Origin of the sequence: Okeania hirsuta (genome assembly GCF_003838195.1) — a bacterium.
GTDB classification, from domain to species: Bacteria; Cyanobacteriota; Cyanobacteriia; order Cyanobacteriales; family Microcoleaceae; genus Okeania; species Okeania hirsuta.
Genome location: NZ_RCBY01000168.1, coordinates 1 through 16,848, shown reverse-complemented (window position 1 = coordinate 16,848; position 16,848 = coordinate 1). Strand labels below are relative to the sequence as shown.

General features: G+C 34.4%; 13 protein-coding genes and 1 tRNA gene. 6 read left to right on the top strand and 8 right to left on the bottom strand.

The features are described 5' to 3' along the window. Positions 1-199: 199 nt before the first annotated feature. Positions 200-907, top strand: a complete 708-nt coding sequence (locus D5R40_RS22925; RefSeq protein WP_124147140.1) for a DUF8692 domain-containing protein — start codon at positions 200-202, stop codon at positions 905-907. Between the two features lie 550 nt (positions 908-1,457). On the opposite strand, the gene D5R40_RS22920 is transcribed toward D5R40_RS22925, so the two are convergent. The 4 genes from D5R40_RS22920 to D5R40_RS22910 form a co-directional block, all read right to left on the bottom strand. Beyond that, entirely contained in the window at positions 1,458-3,017 is a 1,560-nt protein-coding gene (locus D5R40_RS22920; protein ID WP_124147141.1) for a TolB-like translocation protein, read from the bottom strand. Positions 3,018-3,264: 247 nt separating this feature from the next. After that, positions 3,265-3,387, bottom strand: a complete 123-nt coding sequence (locus tag D5R40_RS41375) for a hypothetical protein (protein WP_282433659.1) — start codon at positions 3,385-3,387, stop codon at positions 3,265-3,267. Further along, a complete protein-coding gene (locus D5R40_RS22915) occupies positions 3,377-4,183 on the bottom strand; it encodes a TIGR03943 family putative permease subunit (RefSeq protein ID WP_124147142.1) in 807 nt (268 codons plus the stop codon). The genes D5R40_RS41375 and D5R40_RS22915 overlap by 11 nt, the downstream gene beginning before the upstream one ends. A gap of 311 nt (positions 4,184-4,494) precedes the next feature. Then, positions 4,495-5,592 carry a permease gene (locus D5R40_RS22910; protein ID WP_124147143.1) on the bottom strand — a complete coding sequence of 366 codons (1,098 nt, stop codon included), beginning with the start codon at positions 5,590-5,592 and terminating at the stop codon, positions 4,495-4,497. A 511-nt stretch (positions 5,593-6,103) separates the two neighbouring features. On the opposite strand from D5R40_RS22910, the gene D5R40_RS22905 reads away from it, so the two are divergent. The 3 genes from D5R40_RS22905 to D5R40_RS22895 are packed head-to-tail and all read left to right on the top strand — an operon-like array spanning position 6,104 to position 6,852. Continuing rightward, on the top strand, positions 6,104-6,391 hold the full coding sequence (locus tag D5R40_RS22905) for a GGDEF domain-containing protein (RefSeq protein ID WP_124147144.1): 288 nt from the start codon (positions 6,104-6,106) through the stop codon (positions 6,389-6,391). Between the two features lie 12 nt (positions 6,392-6,403). After that, positions 6,404-6,679, top strand: a complete 276-nt coding sequence (locus D5R40_RS22900; RefSeq protein WP_124147145.1) for a GGDEF domain-containing protein — start codon at positions 6,404-6,406, stop codon at positions 6,677-6,679. 2 nt (positions 6,680-6,681) lie between these two features. Then, complete coding sequence (locus D5R40_RS22895) at positions 6,682-6,852, top strand: nucleotidyl cyclase domain-containing protein (RefSeq protein WP_124147146.1); 171 nt, start codon at positions 6,682-6,684, stop codon at positions 6,850-6,852. A gap of 509 nt (positions 6,853-7,361) precedes the next feature. Here the strand turns inward: D5R40_RS22895 and D5R40_RS22890 are convergent. Then, positions 7,362-7,979 (bottom strand): metal-binding protein, encoded by a 618-nt coding sequence (locus tag D5R40_RS22890; RefSeq protein WP_124147147.1) that lies wholly within the window; start codon positions 7,977-7,979, stop codon positions 7,362-7,364. A 112-nt stretch (positions 7,980-8,091) separates the two neighbouring features. Here D5R40_RS22890 and D5R40_RS22885 point away from each other — a divergent pair. Further along, positions 8,092-8,163: transfer RNA gene (locus D5R40_RS22885), tRNA-Val, on the top strand. A gap of 461 nt (positions 8,164-8,624) precedes the next feature. Here the strand turns inward: D5R40_RS22885 and kaiC are convergent. The 3 genes from kaiC to D5R40_RS22870 form a co-directional block, all read right to left on the bottom strand. Next, on the bottom strand, positions 8,625-10,184 hold the full coding sequence (kaiC, locus tag D5R40_RS22880; protein ID WP_124155263.1) for a circadian clock protein KaiC: 1,560 nt from the start codon (positions 10,182-10,184) through the stop codon (positions 8,625-8,627). Between the two features lie 400 nt (positions 10,185-10,584). After that, complete coding sequence (kaiB, locus tag D5R40_RS22875) at positions 10,585-10,899, bottom strand: circadian clock protein KaiB (RefSeq protein WP_124155262.1); 315 nt, start codon at positions 10,897-10,899, stop codon at positions 10,585-10,587. A gap of 543 nt (positions 10,900-11,442) precedes the next feature. Continuing rightward, positions 11,443-12,414 carry a circadian clock protein KaiA gene (locus D5R40_RS22870; protein ID WP_124147150.1) on the bottom strand — a complete coding sequence of 324 codons (972 nt, stop codon included), beginning with the start codon at positions 12,412-12,414 and terminating at the stop codon, positions 11,443-11,445. Positions 12,415-12,853: 439 nt separating this feature from the next. Here D5R40_RS22870 and D5R40_RS22865 point away from each other — a divergent pair, with 439 nt between their 5' ends. Continuing rightward, positions 12,854-16,249: a hybrid sensor histidine kinase/response regulator gene (locus D5R40_RS22865; protein ID WP_124155261.1), complete on the top strand. Its 3,396-nt coding sequence runs from the start codon at positions 12,854-12,856 to the stop codon at positions 16,247-16,249. Positions 16,250-16,848: the final 599 nt, after the last annotated feature.

The window sequence follows — 16,848 nt, the reverse complement described above, 5'->3', positions numbered from 1 at the left end:
GGTAAGTTCCGGCAACTGATGATTTGCGTTGGCGGAGCCTAGCGGCAGCTATATCGCTTCTTACACCATACTATCAGTCTAAATACTTACTCAACTTTTACCATCTTTGCATACTACATTTTGTCGTGCGGAATGTGGGTTTTAAGATAGTGAGGTATAATCTTCATCCCTATTCCCTATTCTCCCAAAACTACTGTAAATGAAATTTCAAATCACAATTTCTCCCTTTAAAATTGCTAAATACTTAACTTTTGGCGTGATATTTTTAACTATATGCAGCATCGCCATTCAAATAGGTAAATACATTTTTGATTACCGCGAACCCTGGACAAGATTATTTAATCTCGACCGGGAAATGAATATTCCAACTTGGTATTCAGCTTTAATGTTAATATCTTGTGGATTAATTATTCGCGGAATTTTTGCAATAAAAAAATCACAGTCTGAGCGTTTCTGGCGAAAGTGGCAAATTCTCTCAATTATCTTCTTTCTATTAGCACTTGACGAAGTAGCTAGTATCCATGAAATTTTGATTATTGATGACTTAGCAGATACTCTAAATCTTCCCAGTTTATGGCATTCAGTGTGGGTAATTCCTGGAACAGTTTTAGTAGTAATTTTTATCTGGAAATATTGGAAATTTATACTCTATTTACCAAACCAACTGCGTCGATATTTCTTAATTGCTATTAGTTTATATGTGGGTGGTGCATTGGGTATGGAAATGGTCGGAAGTTACTATGATGGAATTGATGGTCAGCAGAATTTAGTTTACGCAATGTTAGCCACCGTAGAAGAAGTAATGGAAATGATGGGATGTGTGGTTTTTATTTATGGGTTGTTAACTTATTTAGGTGAGTTAAGTACAGAGTTACAAGTTAATTTTCACATTAACAATAAGGGTTAATTTTATATCGCAGGAGTAGGTATCACTCTAGGGAAAAAATTGATAATACCAATTTGGGAAAAGAATGTTACGAATTAATTTGGGCAGTTCAAAGGCTTTAAAGGAGATGCCCCTTGGACGAAAAAGATAAATTACAACCTAATAAATAGTATTAAAGCTATTAATTATGACTCGGTAACTTCCCCTCCTGGGAGAGGTTAGGGGTGGGTTTAATTCTAAGAAATAACCTAGTTATTTGTAGCAAATATTTATCAAATTGGTATAATATCATGTCCTTTGGTATCGTTGGTGTAAAAACTTAGGTAATATCTACTTTTTCTTGATTTTAAATCTTCTTCCTTCTTCCTGACCGAATAATTATTAATTGTTAATTATTAGTTGTTAAATTGAGCTTTATCTTTATCCCTTATGGGTTTAATACCCCACCGTCTAGACGCTGCAAATACGCTTGGTGAGGTGAGAATCTCCATCGACCGCATTTTTCTGACTACTGAATTCTGACTTTTTCTTCAAAATTACTGATGTACCTGACTTAATATAAATAGAATAGCTAAGGCAACCACTTAGGATGAATACCAGTTAGAGGCAACTCTTCTGGTTTAAGTTGCCACTGGGAATCATCTTCTGGCATTTTTGAGTCTAAAGGTAACATCCATAAACGACTAATTTTTCTAGTGTTTTTTGTATTTTCTTGTTCTTGTTCTTCTTGATTTGATATTGTCACCATTTGGTCAAATAATAATGCTAAACCATCTGGTGATAAATCCATATTAACTTCCTGTTGGTTTGGCAAAATAACCAAAGGTCTTAACAAATTTCTCTTAAGATAAAATGCTGCGATATAAGGTTGTTCTTGATATTCTTCTTCCTTCTCTACTACTTGAGTTAATAAACAATAAAGAATTCTTTTATTCGGGTCAAATTCTGCACTGAGAATATTACCATAAGGACGAGTTCTTAATACCTCTCGCTCCTGACCTTGATTAGTCACAATATAAAGCGATCGCGTCCCATCTTGATTATATTTTACCATGGTTGCCATGGAGCCATCAGGAGAAAAATTCAATACTGTTCCAAATTTTGGTAAGAATATTAAATCCTCTGAATCTGTTTCTGGATTTATTGGTAAAATGGAGGTTCCTTCTCCTTGTAAAATTACTAAACTTTTGCTATCTGGGGTAATTAAAAAGTCTCCACCTTTTTGAATTATTCCATCTTTATTTGTTAAAGGTTGTGCTTCTTTTTCTAATTCTAATACCCACGGACCGGAATCAAAAACATCTTTTCTATTTACCCGTTGAATGACAATTTTTTGACCATCAGCAGATAAATCAAATTTCAAGTTTTGGTATTCTAAATTATCAAGAACTTTTTCAATTTTACCTGCAGCTTCTAATGATTTTAATTGGGAATCTCCAGGAGTAAAATTAATCCCAGTTGTCACAGTATATATTTGTTGTTCTATCAGAGTCGGAACTTCATTTTGCTTTTCAACTGCCGAAAATAAAATCTTTTCACCTTGGGGAAAAAATTTAAAGTCCATTACTTCTAAATTTTTCGGACTTAGTATTATAGGCCGTTGCTTTTTAGTTAAATTAATTAAGATTAATCTGCCTTTTTCCTCTCCTTGAAAACCTATATAAGCAAATGCGCGATCGCGACTTCTAAATAGACCTTGAAAAGGCTGCATTACCTCCCCTTGATCCAAGCCATAAAACTTTTCTTTTGCCCCTGATAATTTCACTTTATACTGATTACCATAGGGAGCAGGTTCTAAAATTGTATAAGCCATTCTACGACCCGCCCAACTCACTTTTCCTGGTAAAGGTGGTTCTATTGTTAAATTTTTTTCAACACTTGCATGGTTCATGGGTCGATTAAAATTTAGTATAAAAGCTGTATCTTCAGCTCCTATTTTTTTGTCTTGCCAGCTAAAGTCTTTAACTTTTGGAGTTGTACTTCCACCACTCACAAATAACAGACAAATTAACACCGTTAAGCCGAGAATCAAAGTAATAGCAACTCTGTCCAAAGGTTGTCGTAATTCCTCTAAAAGAATGTCTTGATTTTCGCGAAATAGATGATTAATTTTTTTTCTTAAATTTACCATTTATTTTTCCTTTATACCCCACAGTTAAAGAAGGAAGTCAGAAGTCATAAATCAGAAGTTATTTTTGTTACAGGGATTTTGAGCAACCCTAAAAAAATATTTCGCCTTAAAAGGTGGGGTTGCGCAACCCAATTATTTTGATAAAAGTTTCGGACGAGTTGAAAATTGTGCTTAATCATAATAGTGTTTACTACCGTTTGAAGACTTATTCTTAATATTTATAGAGGATTATTTGTGATATCTATGATTAAGCGGAGATAATATTATCTTTTTCTTTTGAGTTTAATATCCCACCGTCTACATAGTGTTTAAAATTTCTTGTGGTTTGAGTCTCCGTCCACTTCTTCCTTCTTCCTTCTTCAATAATCATAAGGATTTTTCGGCTTAGGAATTGGTTCAATCTTAGATGGCGAAATTGTTAGTTTACGTTGACTATTCAGCTCATCAGTAATCATTTTACCTTCAACTTTCAACCAACCATCTTGAGGATATTTACTCCGACTTCTGCCTTCTGGTAATTTAACTGGTAATCCTACTGGATAAGCATCAGCAGCACAACAAGTCAAAATAAATCTAGATATCCAAAAATATTGCTCAGATAATCCAGGAGGATAAATTACAAACCCAGTTACTTCAACTTTTTGCTCATTATAAGCATCTGGTTCTGGATAAACATTTAAAATTCTAATCCATTCAATCAGTGATCGCTCTTCTGGTTTAGTACCACTACGAAATTCTTGAGGTTGAGTTCTAGTCACTGGTAAAGATTCTGTTAAACCTCTTTGTAATGCTGTTTGACTAGCAAAAACTTGAGGAGTAATCATCAATGCCAGTAGAGCTGATATTAATAATAAACCACTACTCCAACCAGGAGGGAAAAGATTAATATGCTGATTTTCAATACTGGTTAATACTTGTTTTGATTGTCTCTTAAATCTTTGACTTTTGCTAATACTCCATAACTCTAAAATTTTCAATCCACCTAATAAGAGTAAAGCAATTCCAGCTCCCACTGTTAAACCAAAATAACGAGGATGAATTAATATGTATAACTTGCTTGTCATCCAATAATGCAATAACATAAAACCCCAAACAAAAATTGCTATAGCATCTATCCAAGAACTATATTTTTTGAGTAGGGAAAAAAGTGACTTGTAAACTTTCATCTGATTAAAATTGCCCCACTTATGTGAATAATATAGCAAGGAACGAGTTGGTGTTTTATTGTTGATGTTTTACTTATGCTAATGATCAAGCTTAGACAGAGAATTTTCCTGCTCCTAATCCTACTGTTGCCTGTTCCCTGTTCCCTTGATTAAAATTGCCCCACTTATGTGAATAATATAGCAAGGAACGAGTTGGTGTTTTATTGTTGATGTTTTACTTATGCTAATGATCAAGCTTAGACAGAGAATTTTCCTACTCCTACTCCTACTGTTGCCTGTTGACTGTTCCCTGTTCCCTGCTATAAGTTAATTTAACTCAAATATAAATTCACAATCAAAGCCATAATAAATGTTAATTGTGCTGCCAATACCATTAAATAAATTACAACCCGCGACCGAAATACTGATAATAATAAACCAACAGCTTTGATATCAATCATCGGTCCAAAAACCAAAAAAGCTAATAGGGAACCACTGGTAAAAGTTGCAGCAAATGACAAAGCAAAAAAAGCATCCACAGTCGAACAAATAGAAACCACTGCTGCCAAAGTCAGCATAGCAATAATTGAACTAATAGGACTCTGACCAAGACTCAGAATAAATTCACGGGGTGCAGCAACCTGAATCATTGCAGCGATCGCGCTACCAATAACTAACACTCCACCTAAGTCTTGTAACTCTTGCACCATACTATTTAACAAAGATAAAAGTCGCTGTCGATCAGGTGCAACGAACAGAGATTTCCAACTCATATCTTTGTTAGAAGTGGTTTGACTACTCACACCTAGTGGACTTTGATTAATAGTACTAGCTTCTACTTGCCAAAGTGGGATAGACTCCAGGGGCATAGACGTGGTAGATTGACCTAGAAAAAATGTTCCTGACTGTAAAAGAGGAGAAGTTTCAACTTTTTGAGAAACTGACTGTTGAGGTCTAGGCAATAGACGAGCAGTTTTAGGTTGCAATAATGGTCGCATATCCTTTTGTACGCTGAATACCCAACCAATAATTGTTGCTATTGCTAGAGAAAATACCACTCGTAACACCACTATTTCTGGTTGGTCTCTAAAAGCAGTCCAAGTGGCCCAGATTACTATGGGATTTACTGTTGGAGCTGCCAATAAAAAACCAATTGCTACTGAAACTGGCACACCTTGTAGTAATAAACGTCGAGCAACCGGAACATTACCACATTCACATACCGGGAACAAAAAACCAACTAAACTACCGACAAATGCTCCTAAAAGAGGGTTTTTAGGCAGATATGTAATTAATTTACGTTCATCAATAAACCACTGTAATATTCCGGATAAAATCACCCCCAACAGTAAAAATGGTATTGCTTCTACCAATAAACTAAGAAAGAGGGTGAAAGCATTATTCAACTGATTTGTCAGCGTTGATGCCATCTTTATATTTACTTTAGATTTACTCTTTAAACTTTTTTTCCTAAGTATTTTCTTTGGTTCAATAATCGCCTAGGGATCGATATTAATTTTTTAAATAACTATACATAATATTTACAATGTGAGTATATACTAAAGTAATCTAGAATAATTAGCCTCTCTAGGTATATACAATTTCTTTCGACAAATAAATAATATTTAAGTTTTATGGTTAACTTATCTAGCTTTAAGTCCTTGATCTTAACACCTCTTGAAAACTCCCTGCCAAAAACTTTTCAGGAGTTAACTGTACAAAATTTATGTTGATAGTAATCAATCAGGAGAAGTAGCTGCTTTGAGACTGGAAGCTGAACCAAGATTGCCAGGAATAATCTTAACTTAAGAGGGACATATCTCAGGAATGATTTCCCGACAGCGGTTTTTGGAGTCTCTGAGTTGCCTTTTTGGACGAGAACTATTTTTGAAAAGGTCTTTAAAGACTTTGTATGAATTCGCTTATACAGATTTTTTGCTTATGCCTGGCAATACTACAGTTGTAGAAGCTAGTAGTACCGCTTTACAAAGACCAACTAACCAAGCTTATGAACTAATTGTGGTTGAAATCGAACCCTATGTCTACAGAATTTTAGATGTCCATCATCTGCTGATAGCTCAATGTCATATTCATCAATTGGCCAGTAATTTACTCCATGAACTTTATCAAGAATTGGAGAAAGCTCACCAAGAATTAGAGCTTCAAGCTTCTTTAGATGCCTTGACTCAAGTTGCTAATGGTAGAACATTTGACGAATATCTAGCTTAACAGTGGTTACAAATGTCTAAAGGACAGAACTCTATCTCCGTCATCATGGCAGATATTGATTGTTTTAAAAGTTACAATGACACTTATGGTCATCAAGCTGGAGATCAATGTCTCAAACAAGTAGCTTTGGCAATCAATCAAGCTGTTCAAATGTCACTTCAAACAAATAAGGAAAATTTAGTAGCTCGTTATGGAGGAGAAGAATTTGCTATAGTTTTACCCAAGATAAATGCTATTGATGCTGTTTCTGTAGCTGAACAAATTCGTGTTCTCATGTCAAGTCATTAAATATTATTCATCAAGCTTCTGTTACCTCAAAAGTTGTAACTTTAAGTTTAGGACTCACCACAACTGTACCTCAATTGGGTGGATCACGAGAAGCATTAGCATTAATTTATGAAGCAGATCGAGCACTTTATCAAGCTAAAATTAAAGGTCGCGATCGCGTTCTCCTTAGTTAAGGTTAGCTCTGGATAAATTATATCATCTCTGGTAGCATCGTTAGTGTATAAAATTACGTCATAATTAGAGGGAACCCTTCTTCCTGATAACTTCTTTTCTCTGTCTCCCTTTCATCAAAGTTTAGGTATATAACCGGACATGATATTACAGCGCTTTTCAAATGAATGAACTACAAATATCTAAAATAGAACTGTACAAGGAGTGATCGCCTCAACTTATCAACTTATAGTTGAATAAATAATGATCATAACAAATTATCATCATTTATTCAAATAACAAATCAACCGTTTTCAGATTTATTCAGCAAACCCACGGCAAACGCATCTTATTTTGAAGTTCTGACAGGGTAAAGATGCCAGACTTTTGAGTATTTATACTTATTTCTTCTCTAAAGCTTAACGGCAGAAGCTTCCAGAATTTAGATGCGTTTGCCCTGTTCAGCAAACCCTAAATATTGCTTAACTATTCAAGCTAATTTTCTGCTTCTAACTTCTTGAGTCAACTAATTTTATTTCTGAGTACGACGACTTCTAGGAGGAACGACTTTTGGGGAAGTTGATTTACCGGGAGTGGACTTACGTCGGTGTTTCTGAGGTTTGACCTTGGGAATTAAGCTAGATAGACCTTTAGTTTTGAAACGTTTATAAGCTGAACTACTCCAGTCACTAACAGAATGACTCATTGCACCAAGTTCTAGACCCACTAATAAAGCAATTACTTCTTGATAATGTAGAGAAAGTGATCGCCACAAGCTTTCAACAAACGCTAAAATACTCCATTCCAGCCCCAGTAATTCATCTATAATAAAACCAAATACAACCACCACTCCCAACCATGTTAAAAGATATAGCAATCGTATTGCAGTACCAATTATCGGTCCGTGAGATAAAAAGGAGCGATGATTCAGACTGGTTTGGTAGGGTCGCCAAAGCCACTTAAACCAACCCCATCGTTGAAATTGCCGAGAATTAATGTCCAGATCAGGGCCAAACATTAGCCCACTGAACAAAAAACCCCCAGAAATAAATAACGTTAAATGGGTACTCTGAATTAACCCAAAGCTTAAACTTGTTACTATGGGTAAACTCCACAAGGTTATTCGGTCATGGGTGTGGCCACTGGGCATAGCAGATTTAATCTAGGCCAAAAAATGCAGAATATATTTATCAAACTTAGCAGATAAAAGATACTTTTTTTTACTTGCATATTTAGTAAGATGTGTTATACTTATAAAAGTTGGGCGGTTAGCTCAGCGGTAGAGCGCCTGCCTTACAAGCAGGATGTCACTGGTTCAAATCCAGTACCGCCCATAAAATAAGTCTAGGTATTTGTTATTGTTATGGTAATCATTTTTGAAATTCCAATTTAACTCTAATTTATACCTTTTTGATTGATTTTCTCCTTTTCTGCCGGTCTCTGTAAAATGTTGGCTATATTAGTTTTGACTTTAGTGGACTAGACAACTTCGACGATTTCAGACAACTTCTGATTTCAGCATATCTACTTTGAAGTGAAAGTCCCATTCTTAATGAAAATGAAAATGGATATATTTGTTGAGGTACTTATTACTTTTGATTTCCACAAAGGCGATCGCCATACCAAATTTTATTTTACCGGACAATCAAGGTTTAAAGCTTCTGCCTAGCTACGCCACGGACTGTCACTCTACAAGCAGCAAACAAGAAAAATTTTTCCTTTTAGTAAACCCTCTTCTTTTCAATGCAATGAAAGGTAAAGTTAATAGTTAATTATTAATTGTTGAAATTCTATCCTATTCTTCTGGTACCTTCTCTTGAACTCCCTGTATTATTCTAGATAATTCACTTTTCTCGTTAACTACAATTCTAGTGGGAGAACCACTAATAATTCTTTCATAGCTACGGAAGGAATCTTTGATATCAGGACCATTTGATGTTATTGTATATTCTCTAATTCCTTTATCATGCCATGAACCACGCATTTTGAAGACATTAATAGCGCGGGACATTTCACCACGAATTTCCACATACTGTAGCATTATGATTGTATCGGTAATAGTCGAAATATGAGTATTCGTAATAGAATGAGACCCCATAAATTGATCGGTCGTATTAGTAAAAAATCCTGTTATTTCTTCTTGCTTGGCAAAACCAGTTACCCCAATCACAAATTGTCTAAAAGCATTATTACTTACTCCTCTTGCTAAAGCAGATAGAGAATCAATAGCTATTCTAGAAGGTTTAAAGTTGGCAATTTCTGATTTAATAATTTGTAAGTGGTCTTCTAAACCTGCTGATTCTGGGTAGCTACACAAGATTCTTAATAATCCCTTTTTTTCTAATTCTTCAAAATCTATACCCCAAGAATAGGCATTACGAAATAATTGAGCACGAGATTCTTCATAAGCAAAAAGCATCGCAGGTTCATTATTTGTACAACCATTTTCTAAGAATTTACTTACTAAAAGAGTTTTTCCTGTACCTGTAGCTCCAGTTGCTAATATGATTGAATCTTTAAAGAAACCACCTCCACACATTTTATCTAGAACTTCATCTCCAGAGGAAACTCTAACATTTGAAGAACGTTGAGTCAGTCGCATTGCTCCTAGTGGGAATATATTTACACCATCATTAGTAATCGTAAATGGATATTCCCCCTTCATGTGGGTTGTCCCCCTAAGTTTTAAGATTTCCATGGTTCGCCTTCTACGCTCGCCTTCTAGAGCATTACGAACTATAACAACATTATCCGAGACAAATTCTTCTACTCCAAATCTGGCTACTGGACCATATTCTTCTACTCTTTCAGTAGTCATAATTGTAGTTGCACCAACTTGTTTGAGTCGGGCAACTAAACGAAATATTTCTCTTCTGACTACAGAAGCAGCATCATATTGTTGAAATACAGCAGTTACTGAATCAATAGAAACTCTTCTTGCTTTGTATTTACGAATGGCATATTGAATTCTTTCTATTAAGGCAGATAAATCAAAATTTCCTACTATATCTTGCCCCTCTGGATCGGGAGAAGCGTCTAATATAAATAATTTCCCATCATTAACTAATTTCTGTAAATTCCAACCAAAACTGTAGGCGTTTTTAATAATATCGTGGGGAGATTCTTCAAAGGTTACAAATACTCCTGGTTCATCAAAATAGATAATTCCATTATAAAGAAACTGAATAGCAAGCAATGTCTTACCAGTTCCAGATGTACCACTTACTAATGTAGTCCTGCCAACTGGCATACCCCCATGACTGATGTCGTCGAACCCCTCAATCATAGTCCGAATCTTCTCAACTCCTACTGTTGCTATTCCATCTCTTTTAATAGGTTCACTATTTTCATTCATATTTTTATCTTTGGAATATTAAAAAAATTTTAGCTATCCACAAATATATAAGTATATCTACATATATCAGGATTGTCGCATCATTATGTACGGCGTTTTTAATTTTGGTAGGATTATAGAGAAATGTGCTCTCTGGCTTTTGTCTTCAGGCAAAAGTTGATCAAAAAAAATAATATGGGTCTAGAACCCCGCTTTTTAAGGCGAAATATTTTTGGAGAGTTGCTCAAATCCCCTATTTCCCCTCCTGGGAGGCAGTAGGGGTGGGTTAACTTCTGACTTCTGACTTCTGACTTCTGACTTCGTTAAATGCCATACCTAAATGAAAATGGCGACTATGTCCAGAATACTTATATCACAAAATACTAAAATTTTTTATGTTAATTGTATCAATAAGTTCATTTTAGAGATTAAATTCGTCTTCATTGAGTTCCTCATAAAGTAGATCTAATCCAATTAATACCTTTTCTCTATCTGAAAGATCCCCAATTATTTTTCTCACAGGTGGGGGCAATATTTTTGACAAAGTTGGTGTGGCCAATATTTTATCCTCTTCTGCTAATTGAGGATTTTTTAGTACATCTATGACTTTAAGGGCATAAACTCCTTGAAATTCTTGCTCAAGGATTTCTTTGAGTGTCTTTAGCGCTCGCACAGAATTAGGAGTATTTCCAGCAACGTACAACTTTAACACGTAGGTTTTCTTCAGGGGACTCATAGTTATTCTCTAGTGATTTTTGGCTGTTTGAAGAGTTTTTTCTTGATGAACAGAGTTTTTAACTATGTTTAAATTTTACTATTAAAAAAAATTATATTTTTTGTTCTCCTAAGGTAGAGGTTAGCAGGGAATAAGGGATAGTTACTTTCGTCTACCCCTGTTCACTATTGGGTTTAATATTCCACGGCTCATCTTTAGATTAATCAATCTGGGTGGAGTTTAATCCCCACCTCAATTGCCCCAACTCCCATAGGTTCCAAATTCGACGGTTCCTCTACCCAATTCCCTTGTTCAATTTGAAGGTTCATTTATTCATTGAAATATATTTGATAATGTAAAAGTTTTAAATTTTATTAAAGCTACATTATCTATTTGTAAAATAAAATTTTTAATCAAGAATACTTTACCTAGTATGTCTATTAAAAGTTCTTAAGCTTACCTATATATTTATGCACTTTACACTTACTTTTCATGAATATTTAGAGTATCATTGCAGTGCTACAATATTGAGCTAGTTAATTATTATTTTATAATTTCAAGTTTTTAAGATTCTCTAGGAATAGAACGTCGGTACATTTCACATAGGTGTGCTATTGTATCTATAAGAGTTAATCGGTAATCTAGTAATATTTCCTCACTACGTCCTTCTAACTGTAATTGTTTGGAAAATTCATCCATTAAGTCCATGTGAATTTCTACAATTTGTGTTACAGGAATATCTGAGAAAAAACATAAATTGACAAACTCATCTATTTGATTGTTGACGGAATTATCTTTAGAAAAATATTTGAGAACAATGTGACGATACTCTAAATTAAGTTGATCTAAAAACTTACGGCGCTCCTCTGGAGGCATATTTCTAATGAAATTTGTGGGATTCCTTTTGTAATACACACCTAGGTATCCTAATCTTTCTCTTAATTTTTCAGATAGTCTACGTTGTTGTTGATTGAGTGAATTTTTGGTATTCTCATCGGCAATTTGACTAGATTTTTGAGATTTATCTGTTGAAGAATTACTGAGAGAAAGTTTCAGAAATTTTTGAATTGACTGCCCAATATAAAAATCAATTTGGCTTAGTTGTTCAATTAATAATGAAACTTCTGCTTCGTGGTAAATAAAACTTGAATCGTTATGCTGTTCCTGGGATTTAGTAAAATTAGTATTAGCTAAACTATGATTTTTATGATCGCTTTCAGATTTAAGTTGTTTGATAATTACAGCAGGTAGTAAAATTGATTTATCCTGTAACTTCTCAATCAAAGAAGTTAGTTCAGAATATTCTTGGAATATCAGACAATCTATGTTATTATTTTCCTCAACAAGCTGGAAAAATTCTCTGGAAGAATTAGTCAGTGCCACAAGATAGCGATCGCTACTCAGTAATTTCGTTACTGAATGAGCAAATCGATCATCATATAGGTATACACAGACAGATATTTGAGTAGGCAAAGTTTTAGGAACAGTAGCTAAATCTTGGTTAGCACTAGAATATGTAATCTGAGAAATCTCCATTACAAATTTATTATATTAAACATCTAAAGACAAATTTTAACAAATATTAACATAGACTGCCTCTATATTTTCTTTGTCAGGAAGATAGCATAAGGAATAAGGAATAAGGAATATAGATTGATTATGAATAATATTTCTCAAATTATATTTAATTTTCCAACCCAAGAATATCTTTAACATAGCACCAGCTTAACGGAATGGTATCCGTGTAAAAAGCATTTATTTCTGTCGTTCTCACCAATCAGTATCAAGATTTTAACTAACCATAAATTATAGAGAAGTTTCCTAGCAAGTGTTAATGTAGGTGTTTTTAATAATCTTGTAGATAAATGTGGCGATAATTGAGTTTAGTAATAATGGCCTAAATTATAGTTAGGTTAGTCAAAATAAGCTCATCGCTAATGAACTTACTCTCAGCATATTATATGCTCTAACTGTCATGTCAATGGCCTACACTACTTTAAAAAAATTTATATCTTTTATACCAATCTGCTTACACACAGAAAATTTGCAGGTAGTATGGTCAATTCTCTGTAAAGAAAAATACAATGAGTTAGTAGTAGTAAATCATCAGCACCAACCACTAGGACTAATTTACTTACATAATTTAATTCCCGATATAGATTTAAAGTCTGAAACTCAACCTTCTCAAAATCATGCTCTAATTTTGAATTGGCAACAACCTCTATCTGAAGTAAGTTCTTTCACACTCAATAGTCTGAGAGTTTTATCAGCAGATTTACCTATTACTAAGCTATGGCCATATCTCCAGGCACAATCAGAAGGGCAAATTAATCAAGAATCTGATACTTTAGACCTTGCATCTCCTAGTACACCTATTGCAGTGGTAGACAAGGAAGGTAAATTTTTAGGGTTGCTAAATACCTTGCGTCTACTAGAATTTATTGCCATAAATCAAGATCGAGAGGCAGAATTAAGTAGAAAAAGTTGTATCTCTGCTCCAGAAAATGTTCTAAAAACATCTGGGAATTTTTTACCTACACCTGCTGCCAAGGAAAATTTGCAACCCCAGGCAACAGCAGAGACTTCTTCCTACCTCTATTCACTAATAGAACTTTTAGAAAAACTGCCTCTACCTCTAATGTTACAGAGCAATGACGGCGAAATTATTAAGCAAAATCTGGCATGGCGTTCTCAGATAACAAAAGAATCTGATTTGATGGAAATTGCGGATGCCGTAGTAAGTTTATCTACCAAAAATATCAAACAACAGCCCACAAGAGTAGAAATACCAGATTCTCTAACAGTAGTGAAAGATATGATTACATTATCATGTCCAGCTACAACTAATTGGAGATTTTCTCCTACAACCCTTTTACAAGAACGAGCAAAATTACCAGAGTTAAATTCTGCTTCTAGCTTTTGTTATTACACTCAACCAAATACCTACCTTTGTACCTGTCCGCAAGAAAATGGCCAGGAACGAGTATGGAAGTTTACTAGTCAACCACTATTTGACTTGACATTAATTTTAGCTCAGGATGTCACGGAGCAACGCTTGATAGCGAAGGAGTTGGAAGCTAAAAATGCTGATTTGATTCAGCTTAATCGACTTAAGGACGAATTTTTGGCTTGTATTAGCCATGAGTTGAAAACGCCGTTAACCGCTGTATTGGGTTTATCTAGTTTGTTGAAGGAGCAAGCTCTGGGGACTCTTAATGAACGTCAAGCTCGTTATGCTCAACTAATTCATCAAAGTGGTCGTCATTTAATGGCTGTAGTTAATGATATTCTAGATTTGACTCACATGGAAACAGGCCAGATGGAGTTGAACTCTCAACCTGTGGAGATTCAGAAAGTTTGCGATCTTGCTTTTCAAGAAGCTTTACAACTTCAGAATAAAAATCCTCAAGATTCATATTCTTCCTCACTACCTGATTTTTTAAAAGCAAAGTATACATTGGAAATAGAATCTGGTTTAAATACTTTTATTGCAGATGAATTACGTTTGCGTCAGATGTTGGTAAATTTGTTATCTAATGCTTTGAAGTTTACTTCAGCAGATGGCAAGATGGGATTGAAAGTAGCTAAATGGGAAAAGTGGATAACTTTTACAGTTTGGGACTGTGGCATTGGTATTCCAGCAGACAAGCAACATTTGATTTTTCAGAAGTTTCAACAATTAGAAAATCCTCTGACTCGTCAGTTTGAAGGAACTGGTTTAGGTTTAGTATTAACTCAACGTTTAGCTCGTTTACATGGTGGGGATGTTACGTTTATTTCTCAGGAAGGTAAAGGAAGTGAGTTTACGTTAATTTTGCCACCAAGTCCGCCTCAAAAAGATTTAGGAACTGAAGGATGGGAAACAAATGATTATCTCAAAGAACAAGGATTAATTCCTACTCAGGAAAGTGAAGTTGGTACAAAAAAATATAATAAGTTACCTGTTAATAATTACCAAGTACCTGTTATTAATTATTCATCTCGTTTAGTTTTAATTGTTGAAGCAGTGCCACGATTTATTGAAGATTTAACAAATAAATTAACAGGTTTAGGTTATCGAGTTGTTATTGCACGTTCTGGCACAGAAGCGGTGGAAAAGGCGCGAAAATTACAACCAAAATTTATATTTCTTAATCCATTACTGCCTCTTTTATCAGGTTGGGATGTATTAACTCTGCTGAAAACGGATGTTGATACTTGTCAGATTCCTGTAGTAATAACTGCAACTAGAGGGGATAAAGAACGAGCGATAAATAATGGTGCAAATAAGTTTTTAAGTTTACCTGTGGAACAATTAGAATTAGAAGAAGTACTGGCAGAATTTCCTGATTCAAAAGCACAAAATCATTATCAAAAGTTAGTAATTATGCACTTAGTTCCAGGTAAATATGAGTTTCAGCAGTCTACAGAAGAAAATCATATTTATGAAGATAAGTTCCTTTCTCTGCCTGGAGAATACACAGTAATAGAAGCAGATGATTTAGCTCAAGCAAATTTACTTGCTAAGATTTGGCAGCCTAATGTCATTCTTATCGAAAAAGTTAGTAATTCAGTAAGTCCAGTTAAATTTATTAATAAACTCAGTCAATATTCTACTTTAACAGCTATTCCTTTAGTAACTCTAGATTCTGAAACTACTCAAGTGGCTAATCAAGTGAAAGAATTGTCTGTTTTTCCTTGTTTAGCTTTTGAAAAAAATGACAATAATTTAACAGAAACAAAACTTGATTATGAATATTTAATCTCTGCGTTGTGTCAAGTAATTTCTATTGCTGCGGGTATGAGCTGGCTGCCAACTATATTAGTTATGGATGTGGCAAATATTAAAGATTTTACAGTACCTTTAACAGATGTTTTGCCTGAGGAAGCTGTTGTTAATTTCTCAAATTTTACTCCTGAACAAAAGGGGAGAGACTTAGAAGATAATACTTTTAGTTATCCTATTTTTCCTGCTTTTATTTCTGATTTAGAAGTGGCTAATCAAAGTTGGAAATATTGTGAACAAACAAAATTACCAATTGATAGTACACAGGTATTAGTTCAGTATATTCAAACTTCTGGGTTTAAAGGTTTAATTGCTAAATCTTGGGTTGAAGTTTTGTCACAATTGAAAAATCAGAGTGTGGATTTACTATTAATTTGTTTGCGGGGAAATTTACCGCCTGGTTTGGATAAAGCATTATCTAATTTAGACCAAATAGTTAGAAAACCTTCTATATTAGTGTTGGAATATTCTGATTATAAATTACCCAAAAATATGACAGTAGAAAATCTAAATTTAGTCTTGAGCAAGGTAGCTACAAAAATTTTGCCTTCTGATTTATCAATAGTAGATTTATTGGAGGAAATTAAGGGTCATTTGATATTTTAGGGAGTAGGGAGTAGGGAGTGGGGAGTAGGGAGTAAAGAATTAGAAGTAATCCTTGAGTGAGTTTGAGCATTTATAAATGTCTTAACTAACTTATATCAGGTTACATTAATTAACTACGATACAAAAAGATGGCGTAGATAATTGAGTCATCTTTAGATGACTATTTTCCTATGCGGATAGAGGAAGAGTCGTTTCATTTGCTGAAGCTCTCAGAGGCGGATGATGAAAATTTTTCTCTTTCTCATAGGTCTAGAGCAAAAGTCGTTTTATTTGCTGAAGCTCCCGAAGGTGGATGATAGAATTTTTCTGTTCTCCATACAGATAGAGGAAGAGTCGTTTTATTTGCTGAAGCTCCCAGAGGCGGATGATGAAAATTTTCTCTTCTACATACAGATAGAGCAAACGTCCTGCTACAATTTCCCATAAGTAAACAGCAAAAATAGTCTGAAGTTATTGTCAGTTAAGATTTTAGTGCAAATAAATATTCTTTTGTGATGAGAAGAGTGCATATCGAAATAAACTATATAAAAATTTGCTTGCTAGGTTGCCTTGCAGTAGCTGGATTCGATTTAGTATCTATAAATTGCACAGAATCAAAA